Genomic DNA, 19,079 nt, shown 5'->3' with positions numbered 1-19,079 from the left:
CCCCGGAGCGGAGGAGACACGTATCATGACCGAAGCGGTACACCCCAGTGAGGCCCTGTTCGGCGGCGAGAAGCCCTTTCCCATCATCGCCGCCTGCGAGCACTTCGCCGGCAGTGAGAAGCTGATCCAGAAGGCGCTGGCCCTGCAGGAGAAGCTCGGACCCATCTTCGACATCACCTGCGACTGCGAGGACGGCGCCCCGGCGGGCAAGGAGCGCGAGCATGCCGAGATGATCGTGCAGGTGCAGAACAGCGCCGGGAACAAGTTCAGGATGGCCGGCGTGCGCATCCACGACTACAGCCACCCGGCCTGGAAGCAGGACGTGGACATCCTGGTGGAGGGGCTCGGCGAGGTGACCGCCTACATCACCATCCCCAAGACCACCGACGTCAACCACCTGCGCGAGATGGTGGAGTACATCCAGGCGGTGGCCGCCCGCAACGGCATCAAGCGCGAAATCCCGCTGCACGCGCTGATCGAGACCCACGGCGCGCTGCGCGACGTGCAGGCCATCGCCGCCACCCCCTGGGTGCAGGTGCTCGATTTCGGCCTCATGGACTTCGTCTCCGGCCACCATGGCGCCATTCCCGCCGCCGCCATGCGCAGCCCCGGTCAGTTCGACCACGAGCTGCTGCGGCGGGCCAAGGCCGAGGTGGTGGCCGCGGCGCTCGCCAACGGCGTGGTGCCCGCCCACAACGTGACCCTGGACCTCAAGAACCCCTACACCACCTACCAGGACGCCTCCCGCGCCCGCAACGAGTTCGGCTTCATGCGCATGTGGAGCATCTACCCGGCGCAGATCCAGCCCATCGTGGACGCCATGAAGCCCGACTACGGCGAGGTGGAGGACGCGGCCAACATCCTGATGGCGGCCCAGGATGTCTCCTGGGGCCCGATCCAGTACAAGGGCGAGCTCCACGACCGCGCCACCTACCGCTACTTCTGGGATCTGCTGCGCAAGGCCCGGGTCACCGGCATCCCGATGCCGGCCGAGGCCGAGCGGCGCTTCTTCGCCTGAGGGCGCGACGGACCGGAAGGGCGGCCAGGGTGTGCGGCCGCCTTTCCGGATTCACCACGAAGGCACGAAGGACACGAAGCAACCACCACGAAGAGATTTCACGGATCAGCGACCGCCGGCAGCTACCCTGCGCCACGGAGACCGGGAGATCATGCACTGAACACTGAACACTGAACACTGAACACTGAACACGGTTCTTCGTGTCCTTCGTGGTTGACCGGAAAATCAACGACCCTTGATCACCGATCCCTGGTTCTATGCCGCCGCGGTCGTCGCGGTGCTCATCACCGGCACCTCTAAAGGGGGGCTGGGGGGCGGGCTGGGGGTGATGGCGGTGCCCATCCTGGCGCTGGTGATCCCGCCGGTGCAGGCCGCGGCGGTGATGCTCCCCATCCTCTGCTTCATGGATATTCTCAGCGTCTGGCACTACCGCGGGCGCTGGGACGGGGGGCACCTGAAGGTTTTGCTGCCCGCGGCGGTCGCGGGCATCGCGCTCGCCGCCTTCACCTTCCGCTTCATCGACGAACGCTTCATCAGGCTCATGGTGGCGCTTATCGCCATCCTCTTCACCCTCGACTTCTGGTTCCGCCCCCGGCTCAGCGGCGGACGCGGCCCCGACGCCGTCTCCGGCGGCTTCTGGGGCGCGCTGGCGGGCTTCACCAGCTTCGTGGCCCACGCCGGCGGGCCACCGGTGAACGTCTACCTGCTCTCCCGCCGGCTGGACAAGACCGTCTACGTGGGCACCTCGGTGGTCTTCTTCATCGTGGTCAACTACGTCAAGCTCATCCCCTACGCCTGGCTCGGCCAGTTCCACGCCGGCAACCTGCTCACCTCGCTGGTGCTGCTGCCGCTCGGCGCCCTGGGCATCGCGCTGGGCGTGTGGCTCCATTCGCGCATACCGGTGCGGCTGTTCTACCAGGTCTGCTACGCGCTGCTGTTCGTGACCGGACTGAAACTGGCCTGGGACGTGGCCGCGGGTTGAGGGCGGCTCCGGCAATCCCGCGCGGATTGTCCGGAACGGCCAATGAATGAACCTCCGTTGCCGGCAGGCCATCTAAAGGTATCAGAACAACGAAAAGCACGGCCTGCGGGCCGGGCGCGGCTGGTAGAATCGAGCCGCGCACCCCATCCTGTCCGCCCGTTCAATGGCCGCCGAGAACCAGAGGAGAGATTCCCCCATGACCGATCTGAAGCATCCGAACCCGGCGTTCCCCACCGCCGAGGAGGACGATCGCATCGCCTCCCACCCGGTGGAGACGCCGCAGACCCGGTCACCCTCCTACCGGCTGGCCTTCGCCGACCACGAGTTCCTCCTGCGCGAGGAGCTGCGGCCGGTGCGCATGCAGCTGGAGCTGCTGAAGCCGGAGCTGATGCAGCAGGACTACGGCATCAAGTCCACCATCGTCATCTTCGGCAGCGCCCGCATCCCCGAGGAGGAGCGCGCCTGCCGCGACCTGGAGGCGGCCGAGGCGCGCCTGCGCGCCGCTCCCGGCGACCCGGCGGCGGAGCGGGCGGTGCGCGTGGCCCGCAGCATCCTGGCCAAGAGCGCCTACTACGACGAGGCGCGCAAGCTCGGCCACATGATCACCTCCGACGGCCAGTGCCCCGGCCGCTGCGAGCTGGTGGTGATCACCGGCGGCGGGCCGGGCATCATGGAGGCGGCCAACCGCGGCGCCTTCGATGCCAACGGCCGGAGCATCGGTCTGAACATCGTCCTGCCCCACGAGCAGAATCCCAATCCCTACATCACCCCGGAGCTGAGCTTCCAGTTCCACTACTTCGCCATGCGCAAGCTGCACTTCCTGCTGCGCGCCAAGGCGCTGGTGGCCTTCCCGGGCGGATTCGGCACCCTGGACGAGCTGTTCGAGACCCTCACCCTGATCCAGACCCGGAAGGTGAAGCCCGTACCGGTGCTGCTGTTCGGCAAGGCCTACTGGGACCGCATCATCGACTTCGAGGCGATGGTGGAGGAGGGGACCGTCGACGCCGGGGATCTCGACCTGTTCCGGTTCGTGGAGACGGCCGAGGAGGCCTGGAGCTACATCGTCGATTTCTACGCGGGCACGGGGCTGGTGCGGGGCCGCTGATTCCGTTTACCCTGCCGGGTCAGTTCCCGGGTTCAGGGGCTCGAGGGCCCCTCTGCAGAGGCAGACATTGACATGTTCGACACCGGCCACGCACTCCATCATGATCATACCGTCGTCGTGCTGGGCGCCAGCCCGAAGCCGGCGCGCTATTCCAACCAGGCGGTGCGCCTGCTCAAGGAGCACGGCTACCGGGTGGTGCCCGTGCATCCCCGGTTCACCGACATCGAGGGGCTGCATGCGGCCCCCTCCCTGGAGGCGGTGGAGGGGCCGGTGGACACCCTCACCCTCTATGTCGGTCCCGAGCGCAGCCGGCCGCTCATCGATGACATCGTGGCGCTCAGGCCGGGACGGGTGATCTTCAATCCCGGCACCGAGTCCGCCGAGCTGGAGGCGCGGCTGCAGTCGCTGGAGATTCCCTTCATCCACGGCTGCACCCTGGTGATGCTGCGGACCCGGCAGTTCTGAGAGCGGCCGGGCGGCTAGCCACGACCGCGGTCTTGCCGGTGTTCTATAGTGTTCGTATGTATGCGTCTCAACGAAACCGACCAGAACAGGGAGGATCGAGGACATGCCGGATACCATGAACGAAGTGCTGCATCCGGGGCTGGAGTTCGACCGCGACCCGGATTTCCCCCACGCCCCGGAGTTCTGGACCCGGGAGACGGCGATGGAGGAGGCGGCCCGCGAGGGACTGACCCTCACCGAAACCCACTGGGATGCGGTGCGCGCCCTGCAGGCCTACTTCGCCAGGCACGAGAGCATCAACGCCCGGGAGGTCCACGACGCGCTGGACGAGCGGTTCCACGCCGAGGGGGGGATGAAGTACCTCTATACCCTGTTCCCCGGCGGCCCCATCGCCCAGGGCTGCCGCGTCGCCGGACTGGATGCCCCGTCCGGCAGCGTGAGTCCCGCCGGCGGTACGGTGAAGTAGGGAGCGGCGTTCCGGTGCTTCAGCCCGGTTAAAAAGTGTGACCGGGTTCACGCTTCGCCGCAGCCCGATATTTTCACCTCCCCGGCAGGGGTAGAATCAGGACAGCCGGCCGGGGTTGGCGGACCACGCAACGCGCGCGTGCGGTGGTGCACCCGAGCGCGCGCGGGTTCGCCAGGCGGGCGGTCCGGGTCCAACAGGTTTGAGCAGCCTGCCACTCCCGCCCGGATTGCCTACCCCGGCCGGCTACCTTCCTCCCCTTTCGAATCCCGCTTCAACTCCATCCCGGCGCCGTGGTCACGGCGGCAGGCCGGGGCAACGAACAGGATTGGACGACGCGGGCGCCGGGCTCAGGCGCGGGACATGAACTCGCCGGTCAGGGTGTTGACCTTGATGGCCTCTCCCTGGGCGAGGTACTCCGGCACCTGGACCACCAGCCCGGTGTTGAGAGTGGCGGGCTTGCTGCGGGCGGAGGCGGAGGCGGCCTTCATCGCCGGGGCCGTTTCGGTGATCTCCAGCACGACCGTGGCCGGCAGCTCGATGCCGAGCGGCATGCCGTCCGCCACCAGGGCGTAGATGCCCTCCAGGTTCTCGCCGAGGTAGAGCAGCTCCTCCTCCAGCGCCTCGCTGTCGAAGGTGTACTGCTCGTAGCTCTCCCGATCCATGAAGGTGCAGCCGTCGGCGTCCCGGTAGAGGTACTGCACCGGGCGGCGCTCGAAGTCCACCGTCTGCACCCACTCGTCGCCCTTGAAGCTGGCCTCGAACTTCTGCTTCGAGACCACGTCGCGGCCGCGCACCTTGTAGAGGGTGTTGCCGCTGCGGGAGGAGGCGGTCTGGACCTGGACGTCCTTGACCACCACGTTGCGGCCGTCCATCTGGATGACCATGCCTTTCCTGAGTTCAGTGGCTTTCATGTTCGCATCCCGTGCCGGGCTGGAAGAATCGGGGCACAAGTTTATCCGCTCGGGACGCTCACGGGCAGGGGGGGCGGACAAGTGCTGGCAACGGGGTGGGGTTCGCTGTCAGAATATAAATCTTTCTTATGGATACCATCAGCAAGGCGATCATGTCCCGCATCTTCATCTATGACACCACCCTTCGCGACGGCACCCAGGGCGAGGAGATCTCGCTCTCGTGCGACGACAAGCTCACCCTGGCCCGGAGGCTCGACGAGTTCGGCGTTCACTACATCGAGGGCGGGTGGCCGGGCTCGAATCCCAAGGATGCCGAGTTCTTCACGCGGGTCCGCAGCCTGGGGCTGAGGCAGGCGAAGGTGGCCGCCTTCGGCAGCACCCGGCGCAAGCACGGCCGCTGCGAGGACGATGCCAACCTGCAGGCCCTGCTGGATGCCGAGACCCCGGTGGTGACGCTGGTGGCCAAGAGCTGGGACTACCACGTGGACGCCGTGCTCGACACCACCCGCGAGGAGAACCTCGCCATGGTGCGCGACAGCGTCGCCTACATGAAGGCCCGGGGGAGGGAGGTGTTCCTGGACGCCGAGCACTTCTTCGACGGCTACAAGGCCAATCCCGCCTATGCCCTGGCGGTGCTGCTGGCGGCCGAGGAGGCGGGGGCCGACGCGCTGGTGCTGTGCGAGACCAACGGCGGCGCGCTGCCCTGGGAGGTGGAGTCGGTCGTGGCCGAGGTGCGCGCCCGCACCCGCGTCCCGCTGGGCATCCACGTCCACAACGACAGCGGCTGCGCGGTGGCCAACACCCTGGCGGCGGTGCGCGCCGGCTGCACCCAGGTGCAGGGCACCCTGAACGGCTACGGCGAGCGGGTCGGCAACGCCAACCTCACCACCATCATCCCCAACCTGCAGCTGAAGATGGGGCTGCAGGTGGTGAGCGCCGAGCAGCTGCGCGGACTCACCACCCTGTCGCGCTTCGCCGCCGAGCTGGCCAACCTCAAGCACGACAGCCACGCGCCCTACGTGGGCGCCAGCGCCTTCGCCCACAAGGGTGGAATCCACGTGGCCGCGGTGCTCAAGGCGGTGGACACCTACCAGCACATCGACCCGGAGCGGGTGGGCAACGAAACCCGTGCGGTGGTCTCGGAGCTCTCCGGCCGCGGCAACCTGGTCTACCAGGCCCGCTCCCGGGGGCTGGAGATCAACCGCGAGGACGCCCAGCGGGTGCTGCACCAGATCAAGCGACTGGAGCACGAGGGCTTCACCTTCGAGGCGGCCGAGGCATCGGTGGACCTGATGCTCTACCGGGTGAGCCGCGACTACACCCCGCCCTTCGAGCTGGTCGACTTCATGGTGCTCACCGAGCAGCGCCACGGCCGCGGGCTGCTCTCCGAGGCCACGGTGAAGGTGCGCATCGAGGGGGCGCTCAAGCTCACCGCCGCCGAGGGCAACGGTCCGGTGGACGCCCTGGCCCATGCCCTGAGCAAGGCGCTGTGCGACGTCTATCCGGAGCTGGCCACGGTCCGGCTCACCGACTACAAGGTGCGCATCCTGGACAGCGACAAGGGCACCGCGGCCACCACCCGCGTGCTCATCGATTTCCACGACGGGGAGCGCGGCTGGACCACGGTGGGCGCCAGCCCCAACATCATCGAGGCGAGCTGGCGGGCGCTCTCCGACAGCATGGAGTTCGCACTCCTGACCCGCACCGGGGCGAATCGTCCAGCGCCGGTCTCCGAGGCCGGGTAACGGCGGGGCCGGGCGTCAGGCCGGAGGGGAAATCCCTGCGGAATCTGTGGGTTGACGTCGCGGTATTCGCGCCGAAGGTGCGGACTGGGCATACTAGTGATTATCCGCCCAGGGAGCCGCGCATCCATGCCCAGCAGTCCGCCTTATGTCCACACCACCGGCAGCATTACCCGCGACATGCTGCTGGTGGTGGCGGCACTGGTTCCCGCCATCGTCGTCCAGGCCTGGAGCTTCGGCTGGGGTGTGGTGATCAACATCGCCGTGGCGGTGGTGGTGGCGCTGGCGGCGGAGGCGCTGATGCTGCGGCTGCGCGGGCGGCCGGTGGTCGTGTTTCTGCGTGACGGCAGCGCGCTGGTCACGGCGCTGTTGCTCGCTGTCTGTCTGCCCCCGCTGGTGCCCTGGTGGCTGCCCGCGGTGGGGGCGGCCTTCGCCATCATCATGGCCAAGCACCTCTACGGCGGGTTGGGCAACAACGTCTTCAATCCGGCCATGGTGGGCTACGTGGTCCTGCTGATCGCCTTCCCGCCGGAAATGACCACCTGGCTTCCGCCGATGGTCCTGCGGGATATCCACCTCGGCTTCTCCGATCAGCTGCAGTTCGCCTTCGCCGGCCAATTGCCCGCGGGCCTGGCCATCGACGCCATCACCATGGCAACCCCCCTGGATCACCTGCAGAACAGCCTCAGTGCGGGCGGCACGGTCGCGGAGATCATGACCCAGCCCGTGTTCGGCAGCTACGGCGGGCCAGGCTGGGGAATGGTGAACATCATGCTGCTGCTGGGGGGGCTGGCGCTGCTCGCCACCCGGGTCATCACCTGGCATGTGCCGGTGGGCCTGCTGGGTGCGCTGGCCCTGATGGCGGGCCTGTTCCACGGGCTGGAACCGGATCGGTTCGCCGGCCCGGGGTTCCACGTCTTCACCTTCTCGGCCCTGCTCGGAGCCTTTTTCATCGCCACCGATCCCGTGAGCGGCGCGGCATCTGGCCGCGGCCGGCTGGTGTTCGGCGCCGGCGTCGGGGTGCTGGTATGGATCATCCGCACCTATGGCAGCTATGCCGACGGGATGGCCTTCGGCGTGCTGCTGATGAACATCGCCGCCCCCACCATCGACCACTTCGTCCGCCCCCGGGTCTACGGCCACCGGGAGGGATGAAAGGGTCACGGGGTTACGGGGTCACAGATCGAGGAGAACTGTCGATCTTTATCCGTAACCCTTTCATCCGTACCCCTGCCCCGCAGGGGCCCCTCACAGCTCCCGGCTGTGGCGCATGCGCTCCACCAGTTCGTGGACCAGCGGGGTGCAGATGACCCGCAGGGCGTGCTCCATTTCGCCGCCCGGCACCACCAGGGTGTTGGGGCGGGACATGAAGGCATTGGGAATCCGCTGCAGCAACTCGGGGAAGTCGAACCGCTTGGGCTCGCGGAAGCGGATCACCAGGATGCTCTCGGCCAGCGAGGGCACGTCGCGGGCGATGAAGGGATTGGAGGTGTCCACCAGCGGCACGCGCTGGAAGTTGATGTCGGTGAGCGAGAACTGGGGCGTGATGTAGCGGATGTAGTCGGGCAGCCGGCGCATGATGGTGCCCACTACCGCCTCCGCCGAGGCGCCCTTGAGGGTGGTGTCGCGGTGGATCTTCTGGATCCACTCCAGGTTGATGCTCGGCACGACGCCGATGAGCAGGTCCACCCACTGGGCCACGTCGATGCCGGTGTCGTAGCGGGTCTCCAGCCGGTGGCGTTCGCGGATGACGAACGGGTTGTGGGAGGGGCTCATGTGGCGGTGGGACCAGGTGGCCTCGATGCAGCCCCCGTGCAGCCCCTCGTAGAAGAGCAGATCGGTGCCGTCGCAGATTTCCGCCCAGCGGGTGAAGCTGCCCTCCGGCACGTCCAGCGCCTCGGCCTGCGCGGCGGTGCCCGCATAGCGGCGGATGAGGCCGGTGCCGGTGCGCGAGTACTCGCGGAACAGCCCCTCGAGCCGGTCCAGCAGGTTCGCCTCGGGCCCGAAGTGGCTGATGGGCCGTCCCTCGCCCACCGATGCCCGGAACGCCGCGCGCATGGTGTCGCGGTCATAGCGGCGGAAGCTCTCGCCGTCCACGCACACGGCGTTGACCGCCTCGCGCTTGAAGATGTCCTCGAACACCGCGCGGACGGTGGTGGTGCCGGCGCCCGAGGAGCCGGTCACCGCGATGATGGGATGCTTGCTGGACATGCACTCTCCGTGTCTGATCCGGGCGCCTGTGCCTCCGGCTCCCCCCGCCGGGCGTATTCGGCACGGCCGGGGAATATTCACAAACGCTTAAACTGCTCTTCATACCCGAAACCGGCACCGGGTGCACGGTGCAGAGCAACATGGCCCCCTTGGCCCCGTCGCCCAGGGCGCACGAACCCGGCGGATGCCGCGGCCGGCATGTGCGACGGGGGCGTCGGCCGGTGCTGTCAGTAGCCGCCCAGGTGGTAGTGCAGGAAGGCGGAGATGTTGTGCTGGATGTAATCGATGCGCACTTCCCGTCCGCGGCTGTCCCCGCCGCCGCGCACGAAGCAGCCCGCCGGGGTGCGGAACCCGGCCTGCAGGGCGAGGTTCTCGCGCACGGTATTGAGGCAGGCCTGGCGCAGGGCCAGGTCCTCCACCGCGGCGCGCCGCTCCAGCAGCCGCAGGAAGGCCAGCAGCCCCTCGCTGCGGCAGGCGATGGGGGTGCTGCGCCGCCACGCCCGGTAGTCCGGGTGCGCGACGATATGGCGGGCGATGCGCTCGGCATGCCGGTGGTAGCGCTCCGCGCCGGTGGCCTCGTGGAGGCGATCGAGGGCGTAGAGCATCCAGTGGGAGTGCTGCTCCACGCCGTAGTCCAGCGGGCCGAGCCGGTCGGCCACGGCGGCGGCGGCCTCGCGCCAGCGGGCCTCGCCGGTCGCCGCGCCGAGCTCGCACAGGGCCAGCAGGGCCTCCCCGGTGTAGTACTCGGAACGGAAATCGGAGACCCGGCCCGAGCGGAAGAAGCGCTTGTGCACGAAATCGCCGTCGTGGCGCTGTTCGCCGACCATGTACCCGGCCAGGCCGCGGGCCAGGTCCAGCGCCAGCGCGGTGCCGGTGGCCCGGTGCAGGGCCACCAGGGCGAGCACGCCGAGGGCATTGGCGCCGAGCTTGATGCTGTTCTCCTCCACCAGCACCGGGTTGTCCACGGCGCGGAAGAAGCGCAGGTGGTTGTCGAGCAGCCATGCCATGGCCCGCACCGCGGTTTCGGGGAGGGTTCCGGGACTCCCGCTGTGGCGGTGCACGTCGAGCATGGCCCAGACCGTGCCGCAATGGCGCAGGATGTTGTAGCCGGAGGCCTCCGCGCCGCTGTCGGCGTCGAAGCGGTAGCGGAAGCGGCCCTCTCCATCCACGAGGCCGGCCAGGCAGGCGGCGCCCGAGGCGGCGATCTCCAGGGGGGTCACGGCGGCGTTCCCCGCCGGGTGGTCGGGCACGGGCAGGCCGAAGAGCAGGAGGGACATGGCATGGTCAGGGCAGTTCGACCATCTCCACCCGCTCGGCGTCGGAGAGGGTCACCTGGCGGCCGTCGAGGGTCTCGAAGCTGCGTCCCTCGATGGCGGACTTGTAGGCCTGGTAGGTGACCGCCTCGCCGCTGGTGGCGTTGATGACGCGGATGCTGATGACGCGGTGATCCTCGCGCCAGTCCAGGTAGTAGAAGACCGCCCCGGTGATCAGCACCACGGCCAGGGTGCCGTAGGCGGCCAGGCGCGCCGTCGCGCTGGCCCGGGGCGGCGGTGCCGGGGCGCGGCGCGGCGGCCGGCTCGCGGTGCGGGTGCGCGCGAACAGGAGCAGGGCGCCGATGATCGCTGCGGTGAAGAGAATCTTGCCTATCATGGCGCCTCAGGTTAGCGGGTGTCCGGCGGCGTGGCCAGTCGGTGTGCCGCGTCGCGCCCGGGGACAGCCTCCGGCGGACCACGGCCCGTGCCTCCGGGTGCGAGGCGGTGCGCTCGGTGCCGGAACCCCGTTCCCGGCGGGTTCCTATGGCTCTTCCCCGGCATCGGCGGCCCACTGGCGGTCCAACTCCCGGTAGTGTTCGGGGAACTCGCCGGTGTAGCGCAGGAAGCTGGGTACCGGGTAGCGTACGCCGCCCTGGTGGGTCCCCTCCAGCCCGGCGATGATGGCCCCGATGCGGCCGGCCGGCAGGGTGAAGCCCATCTCCCCGTCCTCGGTCTGGGCGAAGATGCGATCACCGTAGCAGGGCAGGATGACCTGGCAGTCGTCGCGCTGCATGGTGGTGATGACCGCGTCGGCGCAGTCGATGCGCCCGGAGAAGGAGGATTCCACCCGGCCGCCGCTCTGCCACAGCCGGGCGGTCACCAGCCGCATCACCTGGGCGGAGTTGCCGTAGACGAGCACCACGTGGGGTTCGAAGTCGGCGCGGTGCAGGGGGGCCATCACCACCCCCTCCCACCGGCCGTACTCCCACTTGTCCACCGCCGCCTCGGAGACCGCGCCGGCCGCGGGCGTCTCGGTGTACATGCCGGCGCAGGTCATGCCGTTCAGGTAGTAGTCGAGCATCGGCTCGAAGCCCCACACCACCTTGGCCAGGGGGCAGGAGATGTCCTCGCGGGTGAAGCCGAGGCTCCAGCCGTAGCGTCGCGCCATGGTGAAGCCCTGGCAGATGGCGAACGCCTCTTGGAGATCCCGCCGGGGGCGCTTGCAGCGCCCGGGGAACGCTTCGCCCGGGGCGAGCATGCGGATGGCGAGGGGGTAGGTGGCCGGACGCACGAAGTGGTCCAGGGCTTCCCGCAGCGGCTTCAGGTCCATGTCGGCTCCTCCATCACGGTTCTTGTCGTTCGGGTGTCGGGGTCGCGCGCAGCCCGGGGCCAGGGTGGCGGATCCGGTCCCGGCGTCAGCCGCCGGCGAGGCGGCCGAAGATGCGGAAACCGGCCAGGTAGGTGCCGGCCGCCGAGCCCAGCGTGCTGAACAGGAACACCAGCAGGGTGCGCGCCACCCGGTTGCGCCACCAGCCGGAGAGGCGGGTGGTGTCGTGGCGCAGGCGGGAGAAGTCACCCACCCGCGGCCGGCGCAGCCAGCCCTCCACCGCCGCGGTCACCATTCCGGCGCCAACGGTGGGATTCAGCGAGGTGAGCGGGGCGGCCAGGAAGGCGGCAATCACCGTGACCGGATGGCCCGCGGCGAGCAGGGCGCCAAGGGCGGACAGCCCGCCGTTGATGAGCACCCAGTCGGCCACCAGGGTCCAGCCCAGGTCGGGGCTGCGGGCGAAGCCGATGGCGAAGCCAACCACCACCAGCGCCACGATGATCCAGGGCAGCAGCCGCGGCCAGCGGCTGGGCGGCGGCAAGTGATCCAGCTCGCGGATGAGGGCATCCGGGTCCCCGCGATCCTCGGCCAGGTAGCGGGCGATGCCTTTCAGGTGACCGGCCCCCACCACCGCCAGGATGCGCGGGTGGGCGGAGGCGCGGATCTCGGCACGCAGGCGCGCGGCCATGTAGCGATCGCGCTCATCCACCAGCGGCTCGTAGAGCTCCTGCTCCCGGTCGGCGAACTGGGAGAAGGTGGTCTCCAGCACGTCGCCCTCCTTGAGCCGTTCCACCTCCGCCTCGCTCACCTCCTCCTTCGAGAGCACGCTGGCCAGCAGGCCCGAGAGCAGGTTGAGGCGCCGCCACCAGGGGACGTTGCGGTAGACCCGACGCAGGGTGGTGCCCACCTCGCGATCGATGAGCAGGACCGGCAGGTGGGCCTCACGGGCGCAATCCACCGCCGCGCGCATCTCCGCCCCCGGCTCGATGCCGAACTGCTCGGCCAGGCGCTGCTGGTAGGCGCCCAGCGCCAGGCTGGCGGTCACCATGGCCGCCTTGCCTTCGCGCACCACACGCAACAGGTCCATCCGCGACAGGGCGTCCGGGTTCACCAGGGCGTGGTGGCGGCTGGGGCAGAGCTCCACCGCCACCGCGTCGAAGTCGTCGCCGGAGAGCAGCATGCGGACCTGCTCGGCGCTGGCGCGGGAGACATGGGCGGTGCCGAGCAGGGTGATCTCGGAACCCTCCACCGTGAGGGTGGCGAGGGGTTCCTGCGGGGCGGACTCAGGGGGCATGCGGGGCTCCAGGGCGGGTGATGCCGGGATTGTACCCGAACCCCCGCCGCGGGGTCCCGGGAGTGGGCGGTGCCGCGCGTCACATCCCGATGTGCCGCGAGGGGGCCTGCCGAATGGCTAGCTCTCCTCCGGCTCCAGCTTCAGGGACACGGAGTTCATGCAGAAACGCCTGCCCGTGGGGGCGGGTCCGTCGTCGAACACGTGGCCGAGGTGGGCATCGCAGCGGGCGCAGAGCACCTCCACCCGGCGCATGAACAGGCTGCGGTCCTCCTCGAAGCGGACGTTCTGCTCCGCCACCGGGGCGGTGAAGCTGGGCCAGCCGGTGCCCGAGTCGAACTTGTCCCCGGAGCTGAACAGGGGCTGGCCGCAGCAGGCGCAGTGGTAGGTGCCCGGGGTCTTGGTGTCGAAGTACTCACCGGAAAAGGCCCGTTCGGTTCCCTTCTCGCGGCAGACGCGATACTGCTCGTGAGTCAGGCGCTCGCGCCATTCCGCGTCGGTAAGGACGATCTTGTCACTCATGGTAACTCCCCGTGGCCATGTCGGCCGCACTGTGTACCGCTCGCGGGCGGTAGGAGATCCTTCGGCAGGTCAACAGGATAGACCATCAGGGGCGTCCCGGGTTCAGTGCGCAAGGCCCTGGAAAAGTTCGGGAATTCAGCACCCTGGGTCTCTGTTACAATGCCCGCACCCGAATGCTGACGCGGAGAACTGGAGAATGATGCTGGATGTTGTGATCGAGCAGCGGCACCACCCGGTGGAGGTGAGCGCCGAGACGCTGGCTGCAGGGAGCGAATTCTTCGACAAGATGGACCGGGACATGGACGCCGGCTGGCAGGTGGGCCCGGAATTCCTGGAGAAGCCCGGGCGGGTGATGCGGGCCCGGATCGCGGCCGAGCGGCTGCTGCTGGCAGTGGAGGCCGGCAACGCGGCCATGGTGCAGGGCATGGCGGGGTATATCGTCTCCCGCCTGCCGGAAGTGCACACGGTGCGCATCGACACCGACGGCGAACCCCAGAATACCGTCCTGCTGGACGGCCAGGGGCGGGAAATCGACTGAGGGCCGGTGCGGGTACACCGGCGTGGCTGCAGGCATGGATTCCGAGTGTGAGGCTGGGTGATGAGAATGGCGGTGCTGCGCCCGATATTGTTTTTGCTGGCCCTCCTGACGGCCTTCACGGCCCGGGCCGGGAACCTCGAGGTGCCCCTGCCGGGCGGCGAGAAGATTGCGGTCGAGACCTATCCGGCCACGGGCGACACGCGCATCCTGTGGTTGCCCTCGGACCATGGCATCGCTCCCCGCCAGCGACCCACCGCCGAAGCGCTGGCGGGCATGGGGTTCGAGGTCTGGATGCCCGATATCCACCTCGCGCTGCTGCTCTCGCCCGGGCGCGGCAGCCTGAAGGAGGTCCCGGACAGTCTGGGCCAGGCACTGATCGAGGCGGCGGCCGCGGACGGCCGGCGGGTGGTCCTGATGGCCTCCGGGCGCACCGCGCCCCTTGCCCTCGGGGCTGCCCGGGCCTGGCAGCTGGACCACCCCGGCGAGGCGGGTCTGCTGGGGGCGGTGCTGCTCCACCCCAACCTCTACGCCGAGACGCCCCAGGGGGGAGCCGAGGCCCGTTACCTGCCCATCGCCTCCGCCACCAACCTGCCCATCTATATCTTCCAGCCCACCCTGTCGGCCTCCAGCTGGCATCTGGAGCGCCTGACCGAGCTGCTGGAGCGGGGCGGCAGCAACGTGACGACCCAGATGCTCGAGGAGGTCTCCGACGGCTACAACCAGCGGCCTGACTTCACCCCGGTGGAGGAGGCCATGACCCGGCGCCTGCCGGGCCAGGTGAGCCAGGCATTGTGGATGCTGGAGAGCTACGCCAGGCCGCGCGTGGCGGCTCCCCTGCCGGAGCGCGGCGCCCTGGCCCAGGCCGATGCGCCGCGCAGCCGCCTGCTCAAGCCCTACGCGGGGGAGGGGGCCACGCCGCCCCTGGTGCTGAAGGACCTGGAGGATGGGGAGCATGCGCTCGACGCCCTCGGCGGACAGGTGGTGCTGGTGAATTTCTGGGCCACCTGGTGTCCCCCGTGCGTCAAGGAGATCCCCTCCCTGCAGCGCCTCTACGCCAGGCTGCGCGACCGCGGCTTCCAGGTCCTGGCGGTGGACGTGGGGGAGACGGCCGAGACGGTGCGTACCTTCGCGGCGCCCTTCGAGGTGACCTTTCCGATGCTGATCGACCCCGACGGCGTGGCGCTGAAGGACTGGGAGGTGCACGGCTTCCCCACCAGCTTCGTGGTGGACCGTGCCGGTCACATCCGCTTCGCCTTCTTCGGCGCCCTGGAATGGGACGACCCCGAGGTGGTGGCGCAGATCGAGTCGCTGCTCGCGGAGTGAATGGCAGGATTGAAGAACAAATACCTTTTATCCGCAGATTGCGCCGATTACGCGGATTTGGAATCCAGCCTCTGCTGAATGCAGCCCAAGCGCCGGTTGCAGCAACGGTGCTGGAGCCGTGATGTGGATCCACTCTGGTGGAAACGAGCCATTCACCGGTACATCGGTCGGCTCCCTGCATCAACAATCTGCGTAATCTGTGTAATCTGCGGCTAAAGAGTCTTTGTCTTTGAATCCCGTCAATCCTGTAAATCCTGTCTATTAATAATTCTGAACAAACCAGGTCCATGAACTATCTCGCCCACGTGGTGCTGGCCGGGCCGGACCCGGAGGCGCAGCTCGGGAATTTCCTCGGCGACTTCGTCACCGGCACCCTGGCGGGACTGCGCGGGCGCTACCCCGCGGCGGTGCTCGCCGGCATCGCCCTGCACCGGCGCATCGACGCCTGGACCGACGCCCATCCGCGCCATCGCGCCAGCTGCGCCCGCATCCACCCGCGCCACCGGCGGCTGGCGGGGGTGATCGTGGACGTGGGCTACGACCACGTCCTCACGCGCCGCTGGGACCAGCATGTGGGGGAGGCGCGGGAGGCGTTCATCGCCGCTTTCTACCGGCTGCTGGAGGAGAACCGGGCGCTGCTGCCGGAACGGCTCTCCCGCCACCTGCCCCGGCTCATCGGCGAGAACTGGCTCGGCTGCTACGGCGACCGCGACGGCCTCGGCGTCACCTTCACGCGCATGTCCCGGCGCCTGCGTCGCCCGGAGCTGCTGGTGGGGGCGGAGGCGGAAGTGGCGCGACACTATGGTGCCCTGGAGGCGGATTTCGAGGCCTTCTTCCCGGAGCTGCAGGCACAGGTCCGGGCATGGCAGGTGGAGGCCCGGGGGTGAAGAGGCTTTGTGTATTATCCGCAGATTACGCAGATTACGCAGATTACGCAGATTACGCAGATTACGCAGATTACGCAGATATTTTAATTGAGCTGCGCCAAGCCGAATCCCCGATCTTTCACACGAACCACATCTCTACGGGAAATAACCGACACCCCAGCCAGGCGCTCCGGTTGCTACAGTTTTTTAAACCATCTGCGTAATCTGCGTAATCTGCGGATAAAAAATGGTCTTGTCGTTATATTCCGCGATTTGATTTTCCCGATCCGCTATGCCCGCAGGTCGCGGTCGCGCATGCCGATGAGGTAGAGCAGGGCGTCGAGGCCGAGGGTGGAGATGGCGTGGCGGGCGCTGGCGCGGACCAGGGGCTTGGCGTGGAAGGCCACGCCGAGGCCGGCGCTGCGCAGCATGGGCAGGTCGTTGGCGCCGTCGCCCACGGCGATGACCTGCTCCAGGTCGATCTCCTCCGCCGCGGCGATCTCCCGCAGCAGCTCGGCCTTGCGCTCCCCGTCGACGATGGCGCCCACCACGTTGCCGGTCAGCCGGCCGTCGGCGATCTCCAGCTCGTTGGCGTGGACATGGTCGATGCCGAGACGGCGCTGCAGGCAGTGGCCGAAGTAGGTGAAGCCGCCGGAGATGATGGCGGTCCGGTAGCCGAGGTGGCGCAGGTTGCGGATCAGCCGCTCGGCCCCCTCGGTGAGCTGCAGCCGTCCGGCCACCCGCTCGAGCACCGCCACGTCGAGCCCGCGCAGCAGCGCCAGGCGCCGGCGCAGGCTCTCGCGGAAGTCGATCTCCCCGCGCATGGCCGCCGCGGTGATGGCGGCCACCTGGTCCATGACGCCCGCCTCGCGGCCGAGCTCGTCGATCACCTCCTGCTGGATCAGGGTGGAGTCCATGTCGAACACCACCAGGCGGCGGTTGCGCCGGTAGGGCGTGTCCTCCTGGAAGGCGATGTCCACGCCCACCTCCTGGGCGATGGTCATGAACTCCCCCTTCAGCGCATCCGCATCCGGCGGCTGGCCGCGCACGGACAGCTCGATGCAGGCCCGGCCGGGGCCGGTGTCCTTCCGCTGCAGGGAGCGGCGGCCGGAGAGGCGCTCGATGTCGTCGATGTTCAGGCCGTTGGCGGTGATGGCCGCGGCGATGGGCTGGAGCTGGGCGGCGGTGATGGCGCGGCCGATCACGGTGATGATGTAGCGCGCCTTGCCCTGCTCCCGGACCCAGCTCTCGTAGGCGTCGCCGCCCACCGGTACGAAGCGCAGGTGCATGCCGTGGGCGTGGACGTGGAACAGGATGTCCTTGAGGATGGGCGAGTTCTCCGCCGTGTCCGGTATCTCCACCAGGATGCCCAGCGACAGGGTGTCGTGGATGACCGCCTGGCCCATGTCCAGGATGTTCACGTCGTACTCGGCGAGGATGCCCATCAGCGAGGAGGTGAGCCCGGGCTTGTCGTTGCCGGAGATCTGGATCAGGACGATTTCACTCATGGCTTCTCTGGAACCTGGGCGTTGCGGGGTGAACCGGGTCAGGGCAGCGGCAGATGTCCGCCCAAATATACCAGCATCGTGACCAGGAGCGTGGCGATGAGGTTGAGGCCGATGCCGGCGCCGGCCATCTGGCCCACGGTGACGCGGCCCGAGCCGAAGACGATGGCGTTGGGCGGGGTGGCCACCGGGAGCATGAAGGCGCAGCTGGCGGCCAGCGTGGCGGCGGTGAGCAGCGGTCCCGCCGGCAGGCCGGTGGCCAGTGCCGTGGCCGCCAGGATGGGCATCAGGGTGGTGGCCACCGCGGTGTTGCTGGTGATCTCGGTGAGCAGGACCACCGTGCCGGTGAGCGCCAGCAGGAAGAGCCAGAGGGGGATGTCCTGGAGGGCCACGAAACCCTGGGCGATGAAGCGGTCCACCCCGTTGGCGCCGATGGCCGCGGCCAGGCTGAGCCCGCCGCCGAAGAGGATGAGGATGTCCCAGGGCACCTGCCGGGCGGTGGTCCAGTCCATGGCGAAGACCCCCCGTGCCGGTTCCACCGGAATCACGAACAGGGCCAGGGCGCCGATCATGGCGATCACCGGGTCGCTCAGCCCCTCCAGGCCGGTGAGCGCCACCAGCTGCGGGCGCAGGATCCAGCCGGCGGCGGTGAGGGTGAAGACGGCGAGCACGATGCGTTCGCCCCGCGCCAGGGGGCCGAGATCGCGCAGCTCCCGGGTCAGCAGCTCCCGCCCGCCCGGCAGGGGCCGGGCGGGAAGGGGGAAGGCCACCCGGGTGAGGAACAGCCAGGTGAGGGGGAGGAACAGCGCCACCAGCGGCAGGCCGATGCCGAGCCACTCCAGCACGGTGGTGTCGTAGCCGTAGTGCTCGCGGGCGAAGGCGGCCAGGACCAGGTTCGGCGGCGTGCCCACCAGGGTGCCGGTGCCGCCGATGGAGGCGGCGTAGGCGATGCCCAGCAGCAGCGCCGCGGAGAGCCGGCGGTGGAGCCGTTCCGGGGCATCCGGGTCCCGCTCGCGGAGCATCTCCAGCACGCTGGTGCCGATGGGCAGAAGCATGATCACGGTGGCGGTATTGGAGATCCAGAGACTGAGTCCGGCGGAGGCCAGCATGAAGCCGGCCACCAGCCGCCGCGGGCCGGTGCCCGCCGCCAGCAGGGTGAGCAGGGCCAGGCGCCGGTGCACGCCCCAGCGCTGCAGGCCGAGGCCGAGGATGAAGCCGCCCAGGAACAGGAAGATGAGGCTGCGGCTGTAGGGGGCGGTGGCCTCCGCCAGGCTGGCGGCGCCGGTGAGCGGGAACAGCACCACCGGCAGCAGGGCGGTGACCGCCAGCGGCACGGCCTGGGTGAGCCACCAGCAGGCCATCCAGGCGGCGATGGCGGCGGTGGCGCGGCCGCCCGGCGTCAGGCCCGCCTCGCCCACCGGCAGCCACAGCCACGCGATAAGCCCCAGCACCGGCCCCAGCAGCAGCCCGATCCGGCGCACCCCGCCGGCACGGAGAAAGCTTCTCATGCCCATGGGAAAAGTGTGGTGCAGTCAGCGGCCGGTCGCCAGTCGC

At 69.0% G+C, this 19,079-nt stretch carries 19 protein-coding genes; 10 read left to right on the top strand and 9 right to left on the bottom strand.

What is annotated here, in order from left to right:
• Positions 1-25: 25 nt before the first annotated feature.
• The 5 genes from DFQ59_RS17115 to DFQ59_RS17095 all read left to right on the top strand — a co-directional run bounded on the left by DFQ59_RS17115 (position 26) and on the right by DFQ59_RS17095 (position 4,036).
• Positions 26-1,018 carry an HpcH/HpaI aldolase/citrate lyase family protein gene (locus tag DFQ59_RS17115; RefSeq protein WP_114280945.1) on the top strand — a complete coding sequence of 331 codons (993 nt, stop codon included), beginning with the start codon at positions 26-28 and terminating at the stop codon, positions 1,016-1,018.
• Positions 1,019-1,253: 235 nt separating this feature from the next.
• The gene (locus DFQ59_RS17110; RefSeq protein ID WP_114280944.1) at positions 1,254-2,000 is read left to right on the top strand and encodes a sulfite exporter TauE/SafE family protein; all 747 of its coding nucleotides are present in this window, start codon (positions 1,254-1,256) and stop codon (positions 1,998-2,000) included.
• A 196-nt stretch (positions 2,001-2,196) separates the two neighbouring features.
• A complete protein-coding gene (locus DFQ59_RS17105; protein ID WP_114280943.1) occupies positions 2,197-3,105 on the top strand; it encodes an LOG family protein in 909 nt (302 codons plus the stop codon).
• 72 nt (positions 3,106-3,177) lie between these two features.
• Positions 3,178-3,570, top strand: a complete 393-nt coding sequence (locus DFQ59_RS17100) for a CoA-binding protein (RefSeq protein WP_114280942.1) — start codon at positions 3,178-3,180, stop codon at positions 3,568-3,570.
• A gap of 115 nt (positions 3,571-3,685) precedes the next feature.
• Positions 3,686-4,036 carry a TusE/DsrC/DsvC family sulfur relay protein gene (locus DFQ59_RS17095; RefSeq protein WP_245937305.1) on the top strand — a complete coding sequence of 117 codons (351 nt, stop codon included), beginning with the start codon at positions 3,686-3,688 and terminating at the stop codon, positions 4,034-4,036.
• A 347-nt stretch (positions 4,037-4,383) separates the two neighbouring features.
• On the opposite strand, the gene efpL is transcribed toward DFQ59_RS17095, so the two are convergent.
• Positions 4,384-4,947 carry an elongation factor P-like protein EfpL gene (gene efpL, locus DFQ59_RS17090; protein WP_114280940.1) on the bottom strand — a complete coding sequence of 188 codons (564 nt, stop codon included), beginning with the start codon at positions 4,945-4,947 and terminating at the stop codon, positions 4,384-4,386.
• A gap of 128 nt (positions 4,948-5,075) precedes the next feature.
• Here efpL and cimA point away from each other — a divergent pair, with 128 nt between their 5' ends.
• Together cimA and rsxD are read left to right on the top strand one after the other, a co-directional pair.
• A complete protein-coding gene (gene cimA / locus DFQ59_RS17085; RefSeq protein WP_211314986.1) occupies positions 5,076-6,692 on the top strand; it encodes a citramalate synthase in 1,617 nt (538 codons plus the stop codon).
• A 126-nt stretch (positions 6,693-6,818) separates the two neighbouring features.
• Entirely contained in the window at positions 6,819-7,844 is a 1,026-nt protein-coding gene (rsxD, locus tag DFQ59_RS17080; protein ID WP_114280939.1) for an electron transport complex subunit RsxD, read from the top strand.
• 93 nt (positions 7,845-7,937) lie between these two features.
• On the opposite strand, the gene DFQ59_RS17075 is transcribed toward rsxD, so the two are convergent.
• From DFQ59_RS17075 to msrB, 6 genes are all read right to left on the bottom strand, one after another.
• On the bottom strand, positions 7,938-8,900 hold the full coding sequence (locus DFQ59_RS17075) for a phosphoribulokinase (protein ID WP_114280938.1): 963 nt from the start codon (positions 8,898-8,900) through the stop codon (positions 7,938-7,940).
• 227 nt (positions 8,901-9,127) lie between these two features.
• Positions 9,128-10,177 carry a glycoside hydrolase family protein gene (locus tag DFQ59_RS17070; RefSeq protein ID WP_211314985.1) on the bottom strand — a complete coding sequence of 350 codons (1,050 nt, stop codon included), beginning with the start codon at positions 10,175-10,177 and terminating at the stop codon, positions 9,128-9,130.
• Between the two features lie 7 nt (positions 10,178-10,184).
• Entirely contained in the window at positions 10,185-10,550 is a 366-nt protein-coding gene (locus DFQ59_RS17065) for an antitermination protein NusG (RefSeq protein WP_114280937.1), read from the bottom strand.
• Positions 10,551-10,694: 144 nt separating this feature from the next.
• A complete protein-coding gene (locus DFQ59_RS17060; RefSeq protein ID WP_114280936.1) occupies positions 10,695-11,483 on the bottom strand; it encodes a DUF169 domain-containing protein in 789 nt (262 codons plus the stop codon).
• 85 nt (positions 11,484-11,568) lie between these two features.
• Positions 11,569-12,774: a TraB/GumN family protein gene (locus DFQ59_RS17055; protein ID WP_114280935.1), complete on the bottom strand. Its 1,206-nt coding sequence runs from the start codon at positions 12,772-12,774 to the stop codon at positions 11,569-11,571.
• Between the two features lie 117 nt (positions 12,775-12,891).
• Positions 12,892-13,293 (bottom strand): peptide-methionine (R)-S-oxide reductase MsrB, encoded by a 402-nt coding sequence (gene msrB / locus DFQ59_RS17050; RefSeq protein WP_114280934.1) that lies wholly within the window; start codon positions 13,291-13,293, stop codon positions 12,892-12,894.
• A 196-nt stretch (positions 13,294-13,489) separates the two neighbouring features.
• On the opposite strand from msrB, the gene DFQ59_RS17045 reads away from it, so the two are divergent.
• From DFQ59_RS17045 to DFQ59_RS17035, 3 genes are all read left to right on the top strand, one after another.
• Complete coding sequence (locus DFQ59_RS17045) at positions 13,490-13,831, top strand: hypothetical protein (RefSeq protein ID WP_114280933.1); 342 nt, start codon at positions 13,490-13,492, stop codon at positions 13,829-13,831.
• 66 nt (positions 13,832-13,897) lie between these two features.
• A complete protein-coding gene (locus DFQ59_RS17040) occupies positions 13,898-15,154 on the top strand; it encodes a TlpA disulfide reductase family protein (RefSeq protein ID WP_114280932.1) in 1,257 nt (418 codons plus the stop codon).
• Between the two features lie 287 nt (positions 15,155-15,441).
• Positions 15,442-16,041, top strand: a complete 600-nt coding sequence (locus DFQ59_RS17035; protein WP_114280931.1) for an acyl carrier protein phosphodiesterase — start codon at positions 15,442-15,444, stop codon at positions 16,039-16,041.
• 269 nt (positions 16,042-16,310) lie between these two features.
• On the opposite strand, the gene serB is transcribed toward DFQ59_RS17035, so the two are convergent.
• Both serB and DFQ59_RS17025 read right to left on the bottom strand, forming a co-directional pair.
• Positions 16,311-17,528, bottom strand: coding sequence for a phosphoserine phosphatase SerB (serB, locus tag DFQ59_RS17030; RefSeq protein WP_114280930.1), 1,218 nt, complete (start codon positions 17,526-17,528; stop codon positions 16,311-16,313).
• A 38-nt stretch (positions 17,529-17,566) separates the two neighbouring features.
• Positions 17,567-19,039 (bottom strand): SLC13 family permease, encoded by a 1,473-nt coding sequence (locus DFQ59_RS17025; protein WP_211314984.1) that lies wholly within the window; start codon positions 19,037-19,039, stop codon positions 17,567-17,569.
• Positions 19,040-19,079 lie beyond the last annotated feature (40 nt).

Origin of the sequence: Thioalbus denitrificans, from assembly GCF_003337735.1 — a bacterium.
In the GTDB taxonomy this organism is placed as follows: Bacteria; Pseudomonadota; Gammaproteobacteria; order DSM-26407; family DSM-26407; genus Thioalbus; species Thioalbus denitrificans.
Note: the sequence above shows the minus strand (reverse complement) of the source record. Positions and strands in the feature narration are given on the sequence as shown.

What these genes read in the sequence shown, in the direction of transcription:
- efpL (WP_114280940.1), bottom strand. Translation starts at nt 4,947, where the DNA reads ATGAAAGCCACTGAACTCAGGAAAGGCATGGTCATCCAGATGGACGGC.
- DFQ59_RS17095 (WP_245937305.1), top strand. Translation starts at nt 3,686, where the DNA reads ATGAACGAAGTGCTGCATCCGGGGCTGGAGTTCGACCGCGACCCGGAT.
- DFQ59_RS17045 (WP_114280933.1), top strand. Translation starts at nt 13,490, where the DNA reads ATGATGCTGGATGTTGTGATCGAGCAGCGGCACCACCCGGTGGAGGTG.
- DFQ59_RS17075 (WP_114280938.1), bottom strand. Translation starts at nt 8,900, where the DNA reads ATGTCCAGCAAGCATCCCATCATCGCGGTGACCGGCTCCTCGGGCGCC.
- DFQ59_RS17025 (WP_211314984.1), bottom strand. Translation starts at nt 19,039, where the DNA reads ATGGGCATGAGAAGCTTTCTCCGTGCCGGCGGGGTGCGCCGGATCGGG.
- DFQ59_RS17105 (WP_114280943.1), top strand. Translation starts at nt 2,197, where the DNA reads ATGACCGATCTGAAGCATCCGAACCCGGCGTTCCCCACCGCCGAGGAG.
- DFQ59_RS17065 (WP_114280937.1), bottom strand. Translation starts at nt 10,550, where the DNA reads ATGATAGGCAAGATTCTCTTCACCGCAGCGATCATCGGCGCCCTGCTC.
- DFQ59_RS17070 (WP_211314985.1), bottom strand. Translation starts at nt 10,177, where the DNA reads ATGTCCCTCCTGCTCTTCGGCCTGCCCGTGCCCGACCACCCGGCGGGG.
- DFQ59_RS17035 (WP_114280931.1), top strand. Translation starts at nt 15,442, where the DNA reads ATGAACTATCTCGCCCACGTGGTGCTGGCCGGGCCGGACCCGGAGGCG.
- serB (WP_114280930.1), bottom strand. Translation starts at nt 17,528, where the DNA reads ATGAGTGAAATCGTCCTGATCCAGATCTCCGGCAACGACAAGCCCGGG.
- cimA (WP_211314986.1), top strand. Translation starts at nt 5,076, where the DNA reads ATGGATACCATCAGCAAGGCGATCATGTCCCGCATCTTCATCTATGAC.
- DFQ59_RS17115 (WP_114280945.1), top strand. Translation starts at nt 26, where the DNA reads ATGACCGAAGCGGTACACCCCAGTGAGGCCCTGTTCGGCGGCGAGAAG.
- DFQ59_RS17100 (WP_114280942.1), top strand. Translation starts at nt 3,178, where the DNA reads ATGTTCGACACCGGCCACGCACTCCATCATGATCATACCGTCGTCGTG.
- rsxD (WP_114280939.1), top strand. Translation starts at nt 6,819, where the DNA reads ATGCCCAGCAGTCCGCCTTATGTCCACACCACCGGCAGCATTACCCGC.
- DFQ59_RS17060 (WP_114280936.1), bottom strand. Translation starts at nt 11,483, where the DNA reads ATGGACCTGAAGCCGCTGCGGGAAGCCCTGGACCACTTCGTGCGTCCG.
- DFQ59_RS17055 (WP_114280935.1), bottom strand. Translation starts at nt 12,774, where the DNA reads ATGCCCCCTGAGTCCGCCCCGCAGGAACCCCTCGCCACCCTCACGGTG.
- msrB (WP_114280934.1), bottom strand. Translation starts at nt 13,293, where the DNA reads ATGAGTGACAAGATCGTCCTTACCGACGCGGAATGGCGCGAGCGCCTG.
- DFQ59_RS17040 (WP_114280932.1), top strand. Translation starts at nt 13,898, where the DNA reads ATGGCGGTGCTGCGCCCGATATTGTTTTTGCTGGCCCTCCTGACGGCC.